The organism is Vibrio sp. Vb0349, assembly GCF_033338975.1.
In genome coordinates this window covers 284845-301964 of sequence record NZ_JAWOTS010000003.1, presented here as the reverse complement: position 1 = coordinate 301964, position 17120 = coordinate 284845, and the positions used below count along the sequence as shown (strand labels likewise).

The 17120-nt window shown below is 45.2% G+C and carries 17 protein-coding genes; 11 read left to right on the top strand and 6 right to left on the bottom strand.

Features of this window, described 5'->3' with window-relative positions:
* Window positions 1-269: 269 nt before the first annotated feature.
* The gene (locus R7Q47_RS06400; RefSeq protein ID WP_239945290.1) at window positions 270-1634 is read right to left on the bottom strand and encodes an endonuclease/exonuclease/phosphatase family protein; all 1365 of its coding nucleotides are present in this window, start codon (window positions 1632-1634) and stop codon (window positions 270-272) included.
* Window positions 1635-2028: 394 nt separating this feature from the next.
* On the opposite strand from R7Q47_RS06400, the gene R7Q47_RS06395 reads away from it, so the two are divergent.
* On the top strand, window positions 2029-2343 hold the full coding sequence (locus tag R7Q47_RS06395; RefSeq protein ID WP_005376506.1) for a DMT family transporter: 315 nt from the start codon (window positions 2029-2031) through the stop codon (window positions 2341-2343).
* Window positions 2344-2422: 79 nt separating this feature from the next.
* Here the strand turns inward: R7Q47_RS06395 and R7Q47_RS06390 are convergent, their stop codons facing one another.
* Window positions 2423-3328 carry a DMT family transporter gene (locus R7Q47_RS06390; protein ID WP_248486370.1) on the bottom strand — a complete coding sequence of 302 codons (906 nt, stop codon included), beginning with the start codon at window positions 3326-3328 and terminating at the stop codon, window positions 2423-2425.
* 168 nt (window positions 3329-3496) lie between these two features.
* On the opposite strand from R7Q47_RS06390, the gene R7Q47_RS06385 reads away from it, so the two are divergent.
* The 3 genes from R7Q47_RS06385 (at window position 3497) to R7Q47_RS06375 (ending at window position 6170) form a co-directional block, all read left to right on the top strand.
* Entirely contained in the window at window positions 3497-3955 is a 459-nt protein-coding gene (locus tag R7Q47_RS06385) for an NUDIX hydrolase (RefSeq protein ID WP_005376504.1), read from the top strand.
* Window positions 3956-4059: 104 nt separating this feature from the next.
* Window positions 4060-4632, top strand: coding sequence for a GNAT family N-acetyltransferase (locus R7Q47_RS06380; protein ID WP_017635338.1), 573 nt, complete (start codon window positions 4060-4062; stop codon window positions 4630-4632).
* 125 nt (window positions 4633-4757) lie between these two features.
* Window positions 4758-6170, top strand: a complete 1413-nt coding sequence (locus R7Q47_RS06375; RefSeq protein ID WP_017820990.1) for a coniferyl aldehyde dehydrogenase — start codon at window positions 4758-4760, stop codon at window positions 6168-6170.
* Window positions 6171-6345: 175 nt separating this feature from the next.
* Here the strand turns inward: R7Q47_RS06375 and R7Q47_RS06370 are convergent, their stop codons facing one another.
* Window positions 6346-6825 (bottom strand): aminoacyl-tRNA deacylase, encoded by a 480-nt coding sequence (locus R7Q47_RS06370; RefSeq protein ID WP_005376501.1) that lies wholly within the window; start codon window positions 6823-6825, stop codon window positions 6346-6348.
* 156 nt (window positions 6826-6981) lie between these two features.
* Between R7Q47_RS06370 and R7Q47_RS06365 the strand changes: the two genes are divergently transcribed.
* From R7Q47_RS06365 to R7Q47_RS06350, 4 genes are all read left to right on the top strand, one after another.
* Window positions 6982-8523 carry a glutamate synthase-related protein gene (locus R7Q47_RS06365; protein ID WP_248486368.1) on the top strand — a complete coding sequence of 514 codons (1542 nt, stop codon included), beginning with the start codon at window positions 6982-6984 and terminating at the stop codon, window positions 8521-8523.
* Window positions 8524-8709: 186 nt separating this feature from the next.
* The gene (gene katG / locus R7Q47_RS06360) at window positions 8710-10884 is read left to right on the top strand and encodes a catalase/peroxidase HPI (RefSeq protein ID WP_213969415.1); all 2175 of its coding nucleotides are present in this window, start codon (window positions 8710-8712) and stop codon (window positions 10882-10884) included.
* A 153-nt stretch (window positions 10885-11037) separates the two neighbouring features.
* Window positions 11038-11490 carry an antitoxin Xre/MbcA/ParS toxin-binding domain-containing protein gene (locus R7Q47_RS06355; RefSeq protein ID WP_054574610.1) on the top strand — a complete coding sequence of 151 codons (453 nt, stop codon included), beginning with the start codon at window positions 11038-11040 and terminating at the stop codon, window positions 11488-11490.
* A gap of 1 nt (window position 11491) precedes the next feature.
* Window positions 11492-11962, top strand: a complete 471-nt coding sequence (locus R7Q47_RS06350) for an RES family NAD+ phosphorylase (protein WP_005376497.1) — start codon at window positions 11492-11494, stop codon at window positions 11960-11962.
* Window positions 11963-12040: 78 nt separating this feature from the next.
* Here R7Q47_RS06350 and R7Q47_RS06345 read toward each other — a convergent pair whose 3' ends face one another.
* On the bottom strand, window positions 12041-13891 hold the full coding sequence (locus tag R7Q47_RS06345; RefSeq protein ID WP_318088724.1) for an acyltransferase family protein: 1851 nt from the start codon (window positions 13889-13891) through the stop codon (window positions 12041-12043).
* Window positions 13892-14132: 241 nt separating this feature from the next.
* Between R7Q47_RS06345 and R7Q47_RS06340 the strand changes: the two genes are divergently transcribed.
* Window positions 14133-14408, top strand: coding sequence for a nitrogenase-stabilizing/protective protein NifW (locus R7Q47_RS06340; protein ID WP_005498697.1), 276 nt, complete (start codon window positions 14133-14135; stop codon window positions 14406-14408).
* A gap of 119 nt (window positions 14409-14527) precedes the next feature.
* Here R7Q47_RS06340 and R7Q47_RS06335 read toward each other — a convergent pair whose 3' ends face one another.
* Window positions 14528-15628: an alkene reductase gene (locus tag R7Q47_RS06335; RefSeq protein WP_045545997.1), complete on the bottom strand. Its 1101-nt coding sequence runs from the start codon at window positions 15626-15628 to the stop codon at window positions 14528-14530.
* 11 nt (window positions 15629-15639) lie between these two features.
* On the bottom strand, window positions 15640-16026 hold the full coding sequence (gene gloA / locus R7Q47_RS06330; protein WP_318088716.1) for a lactoylglutathione lyase: 387 nt from the start codon (window positions 16024-16026) through the stop codon (window positions 15640-15642).
* 211 nt (window positions 16027-16237) lie between these two features.
* Here gloA and R7Q47_RS06325 point away from each other — a divergent pair, with 211 nt between their 5' ends.
* Both R7Q47_RS06325 and R7Q47_RS06320 read left to right on the top strand, forming a co-directional pair.
* Window positions 16238-16666: a PaaI family thioesterase gene (locus R7Q47_RS06325; protein ID WP_031781242.1), complete on the top strand. Its 429-nt coding sequence runs from the start codon at window positions 16238-16240 to the stop codon at window positions 16664-16666.
* 26 nt (window positions 16667-16692) lie between these two features.
* Entirely contained in the window at window positions 16693-17082 is a 390-nt protein-coding gene (locus R7Q47_RS06320; protein ID WP_005376487.1) for a MazG nucleotide pyrophosphohydrolase domain-containing protein, read from the top strand.
* The last annotated feature ends 38 nt before the right edge of the window (window positions 17083-17120 follow it).

Here is a 17120-nt window from a genome sequence, read left to right as displayed (position 1 = left end):
ATCAGGTTTATTGCGAAATGCCAATGGTAGTTTGCAAATTGCAATTTATTCTGTGAGCAAACAGTAGCTATTGGTTAACTTTTAATGAAAGTGATTAAATAACAACCTGTTTTTGTGCACTGAAAAGTTGGCACGCCTCATGCTTTAGTATGAGAGACCCTTTCTAAGCCGAGGGTCACCTAGCCAACTGACGTTGTTAGTGAACCATCTTGTTCACAAATATATACAGCCAATCACGACTCCTTGTGGTTGGCTTTTTTTTATGCAGTCTAGAACTGTGCTTTAATCCAGATCATGCGATGGTCGGAAGATACATCCTTACCATAACCATACTTACCGATACGTGCATCGTTAAATAGTTTACGGCCTTCTTCATAAGACGCTGACCAGTACACACCAGAGTCTATTACATTCAAATTTGCTGAAGGCAAGGCATAGTCTACCCCTAAGCCAAACGTTGAAGTGATGCGATTCGGATATGGGTGAGTTGAACTGCGGTCAACAGCGTGTTCAGCTGCACCAAAGCTTGTTGGGTAAAGCTCACCATTCATCACGGTTTGATTAACCAATGGATCGTTGTGCAGCTCTTGCATTACAGAGCTAATGCCGTCACCAGACACTGGATCAAGGTTTTGATCACCCATCATTACGAATTTAGCGCCGTTCGTTAAGCCACCTGTTTTACCCGCATCGTCGTAAAAATAGTCTTTGCCTTGAATGTAATGATGCCAAAACTCCACTTCTGCTGCGTTTTGCGCTTTGTTTTTGCCGGTGTCGAATACTGGTGGAGTAGGATGAGACATCAACAAGTGTACAACTTCCTCGCCATTACGAGTTGGAATGATGATTGGCGCGTCGACGTGATTTTTCGAAGATAGACGCACTTGATCCCACTCTTCCGCTGAGTACCATTCATCACCACACTTCATGCCGTCTGGAATCTTTTGCGAACCGTCACAGATAGTAATGGTTGGAATTGTCGCACCTTCCATATCTTTCCATTTAAATGCTTGGAATGTACGTGTGTTTGCTGTGTCAATTTTATACTTAGACATAAGGGCAAATGCATATTGACCATGGTACATGCCAAAGCCCCATGCATCACCTGGCATTTGACCTGCGGTTCCGTTGTTGTCGAGATCAAACTCACTCAACAACCCTGTATTAGTTGAGTAAGATTCAGCATAAGGGTATTCAATAGGCTCAAGGTTTGCTTCACCGCCCGCGCCATCGATACTTTGCGCGACAGACAAGTAGTTCTTCTGGAATCCTTCAATGGCTGCTTTGTTTTCACCTGTTCCATCGTTGTTGTATTCCGCCATCATGAGAACATCAGGACGATTCTTTTGAATGATTGCTGCAACGTTACGAATTTGAATGACTTTTTCCGCAGTGGTTTTGTCTTCGGCTGCGATTGAACCGTCTAAATAAGAGGTGACCAACGCAGCTTGCTGCGTTGGTTCAATTTGCATTTCATCTACCAAAGTTTCGAAGGTAGCGCGGTCAAAAGAGAGGTTGTAAGTCGCTATTTTTACTTCTTTAGGCTGAACATTGACGTATTCAGTATCGTCATTACATCCAGATAGTAGAGCGGCGCCAACAAGGACAGCGATAGAGGTTTTGATTGCTTTCATGGGTACGTCATACCTTATAATTAATTCGGCTGAATATTAAAGTCATCAGTCATTGTTTTAAGCGATATTAGTCACACAAACGTTTTCATATTTACATGTTCAATTAGTTTTTGTGTGATTTGTGCAATAAATGCAACACTTTCAACACCAGAAGGTTATATGTAAATTGTTAAAAAACGGTGTCGTTATTGATGCGAAATAGAGAGTCCGCCACCGTTAAAAAGAAAAGCGTAGAATTTAAGCGTACATGAGATGTTTGAGTTGTATGCTTATCGCCGTGTTTTATTTTTTATGTTTAAATTTCTGTATATAATAAGCAGTCAATCAGAAGTGAGGACGACCTCACCGCTCTATCTTTTCTCGGGGACGACCCCATCTCGTTGGGAAATGTGACATGGCTTGGGGAATTCTCTTCATTGCGGGCTTGTGTGAAATCGCATGGGCTGTCGGTCTTAAATATTCACAAGGGTTTACCAAATTCGGTGCTTCGGCATTCACTATTGTCTTTATGTTATTGAGCTTTTGGTTGCTTGGCATTGCGTTAAGAACCTTGCCTTTAGGCATTGCTTATGGCGTATGGGTAGGGATTGGCGCAATAGGCACGGCAGTCGTGAGTATTTATCTGTTCAATGAGCCAGCAACACTTATCAAAGCCTTAAGCTTGCTAATGATTGTCGCTGGTATCGCAGGGTTAAAAATATCAGCTTAACGTTAGGCTAAACACAAAACAGCCAGAGTCACTCTGGCTGTTTTTCTAAATGTCGTGTTTACGGTTCTGGGTAGGTATATCAAGCGTTGCGCTTAATAAAAGGTAACCGTAAGTGATGACCAAACGCATTAATTAATGCGCCTGTAACAATCAGACCGCCACCGACGTACGTCCAAATGATCGGAACCTCGCCAAAGAAAATGATGCCTAACAACACAGAAAATACGATCTGGATATACGAATAAGCGGAGGCTTTACCCGCTTGTTGAGTTTGCATCGCTTTGGTTAACCCCAATTGCCCAATTTGGGTAAAGACACCAACTAGAACCAACATGAAAGTCAGATATAGATCGGGCATTACAAAATCGTCGCCAATCAGTAAGAGTGAAGCGGGGAGAGCAACCAACGGGAAATAGAAAATGATCACTGAGCTGTCTTCTGTCTTACTCAGTTTTCTGACAATGACGTAGGCAATTGAGCTACCAAATGCGCCTAAGATCGCAATCATGACGCTAAACATTGGTAAAGCGCTATCTGAGCCTTGCCCAGTTTCTGGGCTTACCATGATATAGATGCCGAGTAAGCACAACGCAATACAAAGGAAAGTTGACGGCTGGATGCGCTCTTTCAAGAAAAATACGGCGAGTAGTGCAGTAAATACCGGATGAATATACTGGAATATCGTCGCTTCTGCCAAAGGTAAGGTGGTCACTGAATAATATACACACATCAGAGCCATCGTGCCCACAGCACCGCGTGCAAATAGTAATGGCTTATTATTGCCCCATACAGAAATTCGTTTTCGCTTTACATCGAAATAACTAATGATAAGTGAAACGAGCGCTCTTGCTGCAACGATTTCAAAAACGGGGATACCGTAGTTGCCGACGTGCTTTACTGTAGCTGACATCAGAGCAAAGCCGAACGCGGAAAGCACCATAAAGCGCACACCGATGGGAATCATAGTGTTGAATGAATTGGACATTTTACTGCTCATTTGTTGCGACAGATCTCACTTTAGCATACTTAGTTAGCGATTAAATCCTCTAAACTCAAACACTTCTGTCGACAAGATGAATAAACAGTAGAATACGTAGCAATTAATCTGCCTCTCTCAGCGTAACAATAAAAACTCGATATTTAAGGAGCTTACATGATCCCGATAAAAGCAACGCATGTTTCAGGCGTTGTCATTTCAAAAATTGATGGCATAGAAAAAATGCTGTTACTCAAACGCGTAAAAGGTGGCTATTGGTGCCATGTTGCAGGTGGTATCGAAGCGGGTGAAGCCGGGTGGCAAACCATTTTAAGAGAGTTAAAAGAAGAGACACTAATTGACCAAGTTGAGTTACATACAGCAGACTTTCTAGAGCAGTTCTACGAAGCAAAAAATAACCGTATCATGGTTATCCCATGTTTTGTGCTATTTTGTCCGCCTAACCAATCAGTTGTTCTTAACGAAGAGCATACAGAGTATCGCTGGTGTACACTTGAAGAAGCTAAGCAGCTGGCTCCGTTTGCCAATCAGCATCACCTCTATGAACATGTATGGAAGCATTATGTAGATGTGGCATCACTAACGCCATTTACGCTGATCGATCAAAAGGGCTAAATGAACGGCAACGGCTTTGATTAGTTTTTATAGAGAGGTTTGTTCTCATAAAATGAAGCGTTAGGATTTGCGCTGAGCGTTCACAATAAAAAGGAATAACATCTATGGATGAAGTCACATGCCAAGAGACGTATCAAGGAAATCACTTACAGAAGCGTTTTTCCGTCTCGCAAAGGATCTCAATTGAGCCCCTCAATACGAAACACGCGTCCGCTTTACTAGAGGTTGTGAACACTCACCGAGAGAGCCTTGAGGGCTATCTACCTTGGACGGATTCTGTCACGAATCATCGAGAGGCCGTGAACTACATTTCCCAGCGAGTGAACAGTAACGCGCTGGATTCCCACTGGTGTGCAATTTATTTTGATGAGCAGCTTACGGGTGTTATTGGCATTAAAGGTGTGGATTCACATACACGTGTTACTGAAATTGGCTACTGGCTTGCTAACAATGGGCGAGGCCATCGTGTGATTGATCAAGTACTCGCAGTATTGATCCCTTTCTTGAAGAAGAAAGGGCACGCACAATTCATTCAGTTCCATTGTATGGAAGATAATATCGCTAGCATCAATATTGCTGAGCGTGCAGGCGCCACATTAAAAGAATACGTTGATCATGAGTTCGATATGCTTGACCGCTCTCAACGACTAGGCATTTATGAACTACGTTTGACGTAGTATCCACCCTAGAGATATTTTAATCAGAGTTCGAACTCTAACTTCACGAGCGCTACAATAGTAACATTGTTGCGCTCGTGTTAACTTGGGGCGTCATTGGTAGAAACTAGGCTAGGAGAAGCATCATGAACGCAATCACAGAGGTTGAAGTAGATAACTTGTTACAGCAAAGCCTCGAACGCTTAAAAGCGGCATATGCAGCCGAGCCTTATCCTAGTTTGGATGAACGTAAACAGCGCCTCGTTTTGTTAAAAAAATCGCTGCTTGAGAACAAACAAGCGCTGGTTGAAGCGTTAAGTGACGATTTTGGCTATCGCTCAGAATTTGATACCGCTATGACCGACGTTTTGCCAACGGTCTCGCATATTAATTATACCCTCAAACGACTAAAAAAATGGTGCAAACCCAGCAAGCGCGAATCCGGCTTATTGCTCGCACCTTCTAAAGTCACCGTTCAGTATCAACCGTTAGGTGTCGTCGGGATCATTTCACCTTGGAACTTTCCTGTGATTTTGAGCCTTGCGCCTTTAGTGACAGCATTGGCTGCTGGCAACCGCGTGATGATGAAGCTCAGCGAATTTACGCCAAAAACCAATAAAGTCATCGTCGATATTTGCCGTGGGTTGTCTGAGTATGTCGAAGTTTTTGAGGGTGAAGCAGACGTCGCACAAGCATTCAGCCAACTGCCATTCGATCACCTTTTGTTCACGGGTTCTACGAGTGTTGGTCGCGCAGTGGCAAAAGCGGCAGCGGAAAACCTTACCCCGGTGACGTTAGAGTTGGGTGGAAAGTCCCCGGTGATCATTGCAAAAGATGCAGACATGAAGAAAGCCGTTGATGCTATCTTGTTTGGTAAATGCATTAATGCAGGCCAGATTTGTGTCGCGCCTGACTACGCATTTGTACCGCAAGAACGTGTCGAAGAGTTCATTTCGCTATTCTTAAAACGTTTTGAAAAGCTCTATTTAAAATCCAACAAGAATCAAAAGCTGACCCATATTGTCAACCAACGACAATATGATCGTTTGACTGCGCTACTTGAGGATGCAAAAGCGCAAGGTGCTAACCTTCACACTGTTGAGGCGTCGCCCCAAGAGGAACGACTTCTGTATCCTCATTTGGTCACGGATGTGTCGCCGAATATGCGAATCATGCAAGAGGAGATCTTCGGGCCATTTCTACCTGTTAAGCCCTACAATGCCGTTGATGAAGCGATTGACTACATTAATCAGCACCAAAGACCACTTGCGCTGTATGTTATGTCGGACGACAAATCGACTATCAAACATATTGTACGCAACACCCACAGTGGTGGCGTCGGCGTTAATGATACGGTTTTACATGTTGGCGCTGAAGATGCGCCTTTTGGTGGCGTTGGTGAATCGGGTATTGGGCATTATCACGGAGAGGAAGGATTCAGAACTTTTAGTCATGCGAAAACCATTCTTCACACACCGAAATGGTTGCCAAGAACGAGCGTATTAATGCGCCGTAGGGCTATGGCGATAAAAGCGATCCAAAAGATCTTTGTTCGATAATAATTATGATTTGATTGATAAAAAACCGCCCGAATAGACGGTTTTTTGTTTCTATATGCTCTGAAACGCTGGGCACCAAAGTCCGAGAAACTTCCATCGCGTGCTACCAACAAAACAAAGAAAGGCTCTTGTTGAAAGAGCCTTGTTCAGGAAGTGTCGAGAGATCTTGGCAAGTTTAATGCAGAACTTCACTGCTGAATCTTAGATATCTACAGTCGTTCATCAGTTCTTTAAACGCCTTTCGGTCCAGCTTAATCAGAGTTTCATGATCGCCAGCTTCAAGGTAGACATGTTCCAAGTTTGCTAGTCTTTCATCGCAAACTGTCGACATGTGGTAAGGGCTACCAATCGGTGGAATAGCGCCGTGTTCACAATCGGTGAAGAGTCGGTAAACCATACGCTCTTTCACCAAGTGGAAGGTGGCATTAAATTCGTCGTTTAATCTCGACAAACTGATTTTGTTGTTGGCAGGTAAGACCGCCATCATATGACGCCCTTCATGATCCTCTAGAATCACACCTTTTGCGATATTCATTAAAGGCACACCTGCTGCAACACCACTTTGTAGCGAGCTATGACTGTGGCTGTGATTCACGGTTTGAAAGTGAATGTTATGCTCAGTCAAATATTCATCTAATCGGGTTGCAATCGTCATATAGCCTCCACGTGTATGAGACCCATAAAAAGTATAGGTTAGTCGGGCGACAATCGCGCATTTTACTCGGCGACACTGACGCTCTTTACGCTCCTGTTCTACGCTTATTGCAAGCCAGCGAGAAAGCATGGTTAACAATAATAAATAGGGGGCAACATGAGCAAGCCAATCATCGCTGATAACAAGCCGCTCAAAGTAGAGTTGAAAGCTGGGCAAGAATATTACTTCTGCCGATGTGGGCGTTCTAAAAAACAACCTTACTGCGATGGGTCTCATTCGGGAACCGGCTTAAAGCCAATGAGCTTTAGTGCGGAAAAAGACGAAGATGCCTATCTCTGCCAATGTAAGCATACCGCCAATGCTCCTTTTTGTGATGGTACACACAAGCGATTTACCGCAGAGCAAGTCGGTAAAGAGGGACCGGAACAAAAGCGAGAGAAAAGAGACAAACCAACGGCGTCTGCTACTCAAGAAGAACCAACCCTCGAGTTTATCCACCAATTAGCGAGAGAAGGACTCTCTAAACTCGGTCATCATGGTCCGATGGCTGCAATGGGGGTTCCTAGGCATTTGCTACCACATTGGGATGCTATACAAATTATGGTGGCGCAAATGGCGACACAACCGTTGTTGGAAGACGTTCCTGTGTCTACCGAGTTGATTGTGGGACCAAACGCGCGTAAGCCGCTCAGACTCGCCATTCCTTTGTTGGTGTCGGACATGAGTTTTGGCGCACTTTCTGAAGAGGCGAAAATTGCACTAGCAAAAGGTGCAGAGTTGGCAGGGACTGGGATTTGCTCTGGTGAGGGTGGCATGTTACCGGAAGAGCAAGCCGCCAATTCACGGTATTTCTATGAGCTTGCTAGTGCTCAATTTGGCTACGACGAATCTAAGCTTCTTAATGTTCAGGCGTTTCACTTCAAAGGCGGGCAAGGAGCAAAAACGGGCACGGGTGGTCATCTGCCTGCAAATAAAAATGTAGGTAAGATCTCTCAGGTGAGAGGCATCCCCGAGGGACAACCAGCGATATCACCACCAACGTTCAAAGATCTTCACACTACTCACGATTTCAGAAAGTTTGCTGACAGAGTTCGTGGCATCACAGGCGGTATTCCAATTGGATTTAAACTCAGTGCCAACCATATTGAGCAAGACATCCAGTTTGCGCTTGATGCTGGGGCTGATTATATCATCTTAGATGGTCGCGGTGGTGGCACGGGTGCGGCGCCAACTATGTTCCGTGATCATATTAGTGTACCCACCATCCCTGCATTAGCTCGTGCACGTAAGTACTTAGATGAAAAAGGCGTAAGTGACCGTGTCACATTAATCATCACCGGTGGGTTGCGAGTTCCTACGGATTTTGTCAAAGCGTTGGCACTTGGAGCAGACGGAGTAGCGATAGCAAACAGTGCGATGCAATCGATCGGTTGTGTCGCGGCTCGCATCTGCAACACCAATAATTGCCCGGCAGGCATTGCGACACAAAATGCCGATTTGAGGCAGCGTCTCGACGTTGAAAAGTCATCCCAGCAACTGAAAAATTTCTTCGAATCCTCGGTCGAGCTCATGAAAGTCATGGCGAGGGCGTGTGGTCATCACGCTCTGAATGAATTTAGTCATCATGATTTAGCGACCTGGGATCACAACATGGCGAGGCTGTCTGGGATTAAGTATTCAGGTATGGACTTAAACTGATCTCTATCCATATTTTCTGCATATAGGTACATGTTTGATAACAATTATTTATTCGCTGAAATGTTTGAAATTTTGACTTGGCGTTAACTAAAAAAACAGTGTATGAACTACGCTGTTTGAGGTGGATATTCGATTTATTGAATAACAAAGAGTGGTTACCACAACCACGACACGAAGGAGCATTATATGAGCAAAGCAAACGGCGGTTCGGTAGGTAAATGTCCAGTTATGCATGGTGGGCAAACATCTACAGATAAGTCGGTGATGGATTGGTGGCCGAATGCCTTGAACTTAGACATCCTGCATCAACACGACTCCAAAACCAACCCATTTGGTCAGGACTTTAATTACAAAGAAGAACTGAAAAAGCTAGATGTCGAAGCACTTAAAAAAGATTTAAAAGATTTAATGACTGATAGCCAAGACTGGTGGCCTGCCGACTGGGGACACTACGGTGGTTTAATGATCCGAATGGCATGGCATGCAGCGGGCAGTTATCGTATTGCGGATGGCCGTGGCGGTGCTGCTACAGGCAACCAACGCTTTGCTCCTCTCAACTCTTGGCCAGATAACGCCAACCTCGATAAGGCTCGACGCCTTTTATGGCCAATCAAGAAAAAATATGGCAACAAACTAAGTTGGGCAGACCTGATTGTCCTTGCCGGTAACATGGCGTACGAATCCATGGGTTTTAAGACCTTTGGCTTTGCGTTTGGACGAGAGGACATTTGGCACCCAGAAAAAGACACTTACTGGGGCTCTGAGCAAGAATGGTTAGCTACAAGTGACGCTGATAACAGCCGCTACTCTGGTGAGCGAGATTTAGAAAACCCGCTTGCTGCGGTAATGATGGGTCTTATCTATGTGAACCCTGAAGGGGTAGACGGTAACCCAGATCCTCTCAAAACAGCACATGACATGCGAGTGACCTTTGCGCGAATGGCAATGAACGATGAAGAAACCGTCGCGCTCACAGCTGGTGGTCACACGGTGGGTAAGTGTCATGGTAATGGTGATGCCGCAAACCTTGGCCCAGAGCCCGAAGCAGCAGACGTTCATGAGCAAGGTCTTGGCTGGATTAATCACAAAACACGTGGTATTGGCCGTGACACGGTAACGAGTGGTATTGAAGGTGCTTGGACAACACACCCTACACAATGGGATTACGGATACTTCCACCTACTATTTAAGTATGACTGGGAACTGAAAAAGAGCCCAGCCGGCGCATGGCAATGGGAGCCAATCGACATTGAAGAACAAGACAAGCCTGTCGATGTTGAAGATGGTTCTAAGCGCTACAATCCAATCATGACCGACGCCGATATGGCGCTCAAAATGGACCCTGAATATCGTAAGATTGCAGAAAAGTTCCAAAATGACCCTGCGTACTTTGATGACGTTTTTGCTCGTGCCTGGTTTAAGTTGACACACCGCGATCTAGGACCAAAATCATGTTATTTCGGCCCTGATGTGCCAAGCGAAGATCTTATTTGGCAAGACCCAACGCCCGCAGGTAAGACAGACTACGATGTTGATTTAGTAAAAACAAAAATCGAAGCAAGTGGCCTATCCATTAGTGAGTTAGTAAGTACGGCGTGGGATAGTGCGCGTACTTACCGTGGCTCTGACCGCCGAGGCGGTGCAAATGGCGCGAGAATTCGCTTGGCTCCGCAAAAAGATTGGCAAGGGAACGAACCTGAACGTCTAAGCCGTGTTCTTGCGGTGTTAGAAAAAATAGCAGCAGAAGAGGGCTGTAGTGTTGCAGATGCTATCGTGCTTGCTGGTAACGTAGGTATTGAACTGGCTGCGCGTGCCGCAGGTCATGATGTATCTGTGCCATTCGCGCCAGGCCGAGGTGATGCCACCCAAGAGATGACGGATGTTGAATCATTCGAAGTACTTGAGCCTGTTGCTGACGGTTTCCGAAATTGGTTGAAGAAAGACTACGTGGTTAAGCCAGAAGAGCTTTTATTAGATCGTGCTCAGCTTATGGGGCTAACGGCGCCAGAAATGACGGTACTTATCGGTGGTATGCGCGTTCTAGGCAGTAACTACGGCGGTGGAAAAGAGGGCGTATTTACTGACCGAGTCGGCACTTTGTCGAATGATTTCTTCGTGAACCTTACTGACATGTCATATGCGTGGCAACCAGTAAGTGCTAATCAGTACGAAATCCGTGATCGTAAAACCGACGCTGTGAAGTGGACGGCAACCCGTGTGGATCTTGTCTTTGGTTCAAACTCGATCCTGCGTTCGTATGCGGAAGTGTATGCGCAAGATGATAATCAGGAAAAATTCATCCATGACTTCATCGCCGCATGGACGAAAGTCATGAACGCGGATCGTTTTGACTTGCAATAAGTGAAACGATGCCCGTCGGTAGATGGGTTGATGAATAAGTAAGAGAGGCGGGCGAAAAGCTCGCCTTTTTCTTTACCTATCTTTTTACTTTGATTGAAAGTTAAGCTCATTTGAACCATAATAACTGGACCATATGAACCATAGGAGCTTGATATGGCAACTGCAGCATTAAAAAGCTTCAAACCGAAACAACCTCATAAAGCCAATTTCTGGTTTATGTTGGGTATTGAAGACGCTGAAACAGGTCGCACTGATGCGGTTCACAAAGGCTTTGAGCCAAAGGTGTATCGCAATATTGTTGAGCGTGTGAAGCTTTCTCAGAGTGAGTTTCAAAACGTCACATTGATACCTGTCAGCACGGTCAAGCGTCGTCTAAAAAACGATGAACGCTTCAATACGCAAGAAAGTGATGCAATCTATCGATTAGCGATGTTATTGAAACTCGCGACAGAGCTGTTTGACGACGAAGAGCGCGCGTTAACATGGATGAGAGAGAATGTGTATGGCTTAGGAGGTAAACGTCCACTTGATATGGTCTCGACCACGGTGGATTTTGAAATCGTAAAAGATTTGATCGGCCGTTTAGAGCACGGGGTATTCTCGTAATATGAAGCTCTATCGTCTCACACAAAAGAAATTTGCTGACACGCCATTCAGCCCCGTTGGCGCAAAGTTGTTTGGAGGGCGATGGAACTCAAAAGGAACCGAAGCCCTCTACTTCTCTGAATCGGAATCCCTTTGCTCATTGGAAGTGTTTGTTCACGTAAACAACGATCCTGCCATCACCAAACTGTACGATTTATATCGTATTGAAATGCCAGAATACCTCATCGCCACCTTAGATGAAGAAGATCTCCCAGTGACGTGGCGAGCAATACCGGCAAGCGAGTCTACGCAATACATTGGTGACCAGTTTCTCAATGATCCTCACCCTGAGTTTGCTGCGCTGCAAGTGCCTTCAACGATTTCACCTCGTGATAAAAACTACGTGGTGAACCCAAATCATCCCAAAATGAAAGAGATCATCAAGAAAGCTGAAAAGCTTGATTTTGCGTTTGACCCGCGCATTTTCAAATAGAGGCGTTGGTTTTGTCTTGCTTTAAAATATTCAGCGCTTACCTGAGATAAGCGCTGAAGCATAAAGCTAATTCCTTGGTTATTGTCGGTCGTAAGTGAACTGTTGAGCTTCATTCGTACTGTTGTGGTAATGCCCAAGCACCAACTCAGCACCTTTGTAAGATAAATGGCTGTCATCGGTATACATGGCGTTGTTCGCACCAACTTTCATTCGACATACGCCATTTCTGCAAATGGCATCGGTCAAGTCGACAAACTCAACGTGCTCAAATTGATCAAAGTAGTTCACTAACTTCGCCACGTTTTGAGGGTGATGTCGCTTGGGAGAGAAATCGCATGCGGACTCTTCCGTCTCGCCAAACAAACGCGCTTTCCAAAGGCATTCTCCTACCGCAAACGGTGCAGAAGGCGTTGGGCCGAAAACGACCACTTCTTTCCCTTCCAGTTCATTCAACAATCCAGTTAATGATGCCTCATAATCTGCTTGTGAAAGCTCTTTATTGAAGTTGGAAGAGGTAACGACGCGACGAATAGAAGGGGTACGCAAAATGGTATCGACTGCCTGTTTGAAGAACTGTCGGCAAGAAATTGAGCCAGCAGCTTCGAGGATGTCGACATAACCGACCGCACAGGAATCTTGAGTAAGTTGCACCACGCCAGTTGGTGTTACTTCGGACAGACGCTTCACGTAAACCATGCTGTGACTATTGCCTAACACAGCAATGGTGGGCTGCGGCGCAGACGAGCACACATCGTTAACGTCGGTGTTGCCGTTGCAATCTAAACCGTAACCGTTGTTAACGCGCATGGCCTCGAAAAATGCACTTCTTTCTGGAAAACCACCGTTTTGATGACCAATAACGCCGAACGTCAGCAAGGGTAACGTCAACACCACAACAACCGCAGACACAGTGCGCATGCTCGTGGCTTTTCGGCTGCGGAACGGCTTTTCAATAAAGCGCCAAGTGAAGTAAGACAGTACAAAAAGAGCGGCAATGTAAATCGGGATATTGACGTCTTGAGTTGCGTCCAGCATGTAGCGGTAAAATACAAATAGCGGAATATGCCACAAGTACAAGCTGTAGCTGATTAAGCCGACGAACACGACCCATTTTAGGCTCAGCAATTTACCGCAGACATTGTCTTTAGAGGCAAACAAAATCACTAACGCGCTACCGATGACTGGCACCAGCAAAGTGATACCCGCGCCATCTTGCGATTTTTCAAACAAAAGTGCAGAGGCCAATATCAAAACGATGCCAATGGTTGCCAGCGTATCGTTGGAACGAACTTGAGCTTTTCTCATTACTAATGCGAGTAATGAACCGGTTGCCAGCTCCCAAGCACGAGAGAAGATCATGTAGAAGGCGAAATCAGGATCGTTGCTCGCATAAACAATAGTCATCAAACTCAGCGCAAATACCGCGATGAAAAAAGTCAGGTAAAACGCGTTTTTGCCACGAGCGAGTAGCATGAGTAGCAAAGGAATGACAATGTAGTATTGTTCTTCAACGCCCAAGCTCCAGGTGTGAAATAGCGGATTGGCTTGATCTTCTAAACCGAAGTAATTGTGGCCTTTTAAATACAGAAGAATGTTGGATGAAGAAAGAATAGAAGACACTGCGAACTGACCAACGTCTTTGTGTGCTTGTGGCAAAAATAGCCACCAAGACATCAAATAGCTGACGGCAATCACCACCAGTAGCAGGGGAAGTATGCGGCGAATGCGTCGCTCATAAAAATCACCGAGGCTGAACTTCTGGTTTTCCAAATCGTTAATCACGATAGTGGTGATCAAATAGCCGCTGATAACAAAAAATACGTCGACGCCAATAAAGCCACCAGCGAATTGCTCAACTCCTGCATGAAACAAAATCACTAACGTGACAGCAATCGCCCTTAATCCGTCTACTTCCGCTCTGTAAGTCATATTGTGTCCCTCCAACATTCCGTTTAACGAAGTAGAGCAAAATATGAACCAGAAATAATATTGCTTTAAATCAGTACCTTAAATTGATTGTCAAAATGAAAAGGCTGGGGGAAATAACGAATTCCCAAATTGAATTTCAATATGGAAATCCCAGAAAGAGTGATGTTAAGAAGCGCTAAATCAAAGAACGTAAAGCGCGAGGCTCTTAGACTTCATTGAAAATGATAACGCTAAAGAAACAATGACAGAGAATACGATTCAGGAAAAAATTGCCAGCTTTACTTGTATCGAAGAAGCGTTGGATTACTTCGAAATCGAGTTTGATAGCCGATTTATCGAAAACAATCGAACCGAGTTGGTTAAGAGGTTTAACGGCTACTTAATCCTCACTAAACCGGATGATTGGTTTTCAGGCCGCCGCGCACTGAAAAACGCCTACTGTAAAGTACAACGCAGTTTACTAAGTAAAACGACGCGCTCTGCGTGTCGAGGTTGTACATCTTGTCAAAGACGTTAATTCTTGGTGGCTTGCCTAAAAAAGAACCCTGCATCTTGGCGTCACAGGGGGAAGAGCAAGGTTCTTTTGGGTTAGCTGTTGGTTTGTCGCGAGTTGCGAATCAGCTTTACGCAGATGAATTAACCCGCGTGATACGCAGGGTAGTCCACTAAGCCTTTTTCATTGCCGCCGAACAATGTCGTAGGGTCATGTTCTGCCAGCGGATAGCCGTGCTTGATGCGGCTTGGTAAGTCTGGGTTTGCAACAAACGGACGACCAAAACCGATCATGTCGGCTAAACCACTTTCAATCGCGTGTTGCGCCTTTTCTGCGTTGTAACGACCGGCATAGATCAGTTTGCCTTTATACGCCTCACGAACTGCGGTTTTAAAGTCGTGCGGAGTGTCTGGTGCGTCGTCCCAATCCACTTCTGCAATGTGAATGTAAACCACATTGAGTTTATCAAGCAGCGCAGCAGCAGCGGTGTAGGTGTTGACAGGTGTGCTATCAACGGTGCCGTTTAACGAAGTGAATGGTGCAAGACGAACACCAACACGCTCTGCGCCAATGGCTTGCGTCATTGCTTCGACCACTTCACCAAGAAAACGCAGACGGTTTTCAATTGAGCCGCCGTATTCATCAGTGCGGTTGTTCGCTTCAGAATCGATAAACTGGTTAACCAAGTAGCCATTTGCTGCGTGAAGTTCGACACCATCAAACCCAGCTTTTATCGCGTTTAATGCGGCTTGGCGGTATTCTTCAATAACATTCTTGATGTCTTGCTTGGTCATTTCACGTGGCTCAACCACGTCGACAAAGCCAGGTTCGTCAGTGCCATTGTCGATAAATACTTTCACGTTTTCTGCTTTGAGCGCAGAAGAAGAAATAGGTTGCTCGCCGCCGATGTTGTCAGGATGAGTCACACGACCAACGTGCCATAATTGCGCGAAGATAACGCCGCCTTTCTCGTGCACTGCATCAGTTACTTTTTTCCAGCCAGCAATTTGTTCTGGGCTATAAATACCCGGTGTCCACGCGTAGCCTTGACCCATTGGTGAAATTTGCGTGCCTTCAGCAACGATTAATCCCGCTTCGGCGCGTTGAGCGTAGTAGGTGGCCATCATGTCGTTGGCAACATTACCCGGTTGAGAGGCTCGAGAGCGCGTCATCGGAGGCATGACGATGCGGTTTTTTAATGAGAGAGAGCCAAGTTGAATCGGTTGAAATAATGCGTCTGTCATAGGAAACCTCGTTATTGTTTAGTTTGAATCAGTTCGATTGGGTAGCCGTCGGGATCTTTAATGAAGGCGATGTGTGTTTCTCCACCTTTCATTGGACCGGGTTCGCGAGTGACGTTACCACCAAGCGCTTTGATTTTTTCGCAAGCTGCGTAAATGTCTTCACACCCAAGCGCTATGTGCCCGAATGCGTTACCTAAGTCGTAACTGCCGGTATCCCAGTTATAAGTTAGCTCGATGGTCGCGCCATCTGGTTGATCAGGGCTACCAACAAACACCAGTGAGTAACGGTATTCTTGGTTTTCAAAACGATCCAAAACACTCATTCCCAGAACTTTTGTATAAAATTCGATAGATTTGTCTAGGTCAGCTACACGGATCATCGTGTGGAGAAACTTCATAAGTCGCCTTTTCATAACGTTGCGTAATCACTATGCAAACCATATCGCCACTCTAAATAAACTGGAAATTATCGTTAATTATTAAAATGATTACTTAGTGTTATGAAAAGCGAGGTTGCTGGCCCTGCAACATGCAAACAAAGATTACTCGCCGTTTCTTTTTAATTGTTGGCATATGCTAATTACTCTTTTGAGAAACCGAGTAACTATCATGTCCACAAACAGCTATTGTCATTACACTCACGAATCTCATCATCAATGTGCGGTTTGTTCTTCAATTAATGTGAATCCGAACTCTTTGGCCGTGAACTACCAATACCTAGCCGATGGTTCTGTTGTCGGAGAGTTTCACGTTTTACCGCGTCATCAAGGTTATACAGACCTGTTGCATGGTGGTATTGCCAGTTCGCTTCTCGATGGTGCAATGACGCATTGTTTGTTATCTAGAGACATTCAAGCCCTTACGGCGCAGTTGGATGTGCGCTACCATGCACCTATTCAGTTAGATGATCGAGTCACGATTACTGCACACTGTGAAGGTGAACGACGCGGTATATATCAACTGGTGGCTCAATTGCGGGTCGAAAGCGAAGTTAGAGTGACGGCTAAAGGGAAGTTTATTCGTCCTAAAAAGGCATAAATAAAAACGTGTTCTACGGAGAGGCAATGAAGAAATTTGATGAGCTGTATGCAATTGCGACGAGAAAATCTCAATATGACCAAACCAACACTTGGTTTAAAGGCGTAGAGACTTATCTGGAGGCCATTGGCAAAGAAGTTGATGAAGTCCGCGAAGAGATTCGTGAGGATCGCCTTTGTCATTTGGAAGACGAGTTAGGCGATGTGTTGTGGAACTATCTTAACGTATTAAAAGCGCTGGAACGAGAAAAGGGTATAGATCCTGAGAAAGTACTCGAAAGAGCCTGCAACAAATACGATCAGCGTGTATCTGCGATTGAGTCGGGACGCAGTTGGGATGAGATAAAACAGCAGCAGAAACAAGCCTTGAACGCAGAGCATGAAGCCGCGCAGTTAGAAGATGTAAAGAGCCAATAACTGCGCTTGGTATTGAAAGGGTTGGTTAATAGGGAATA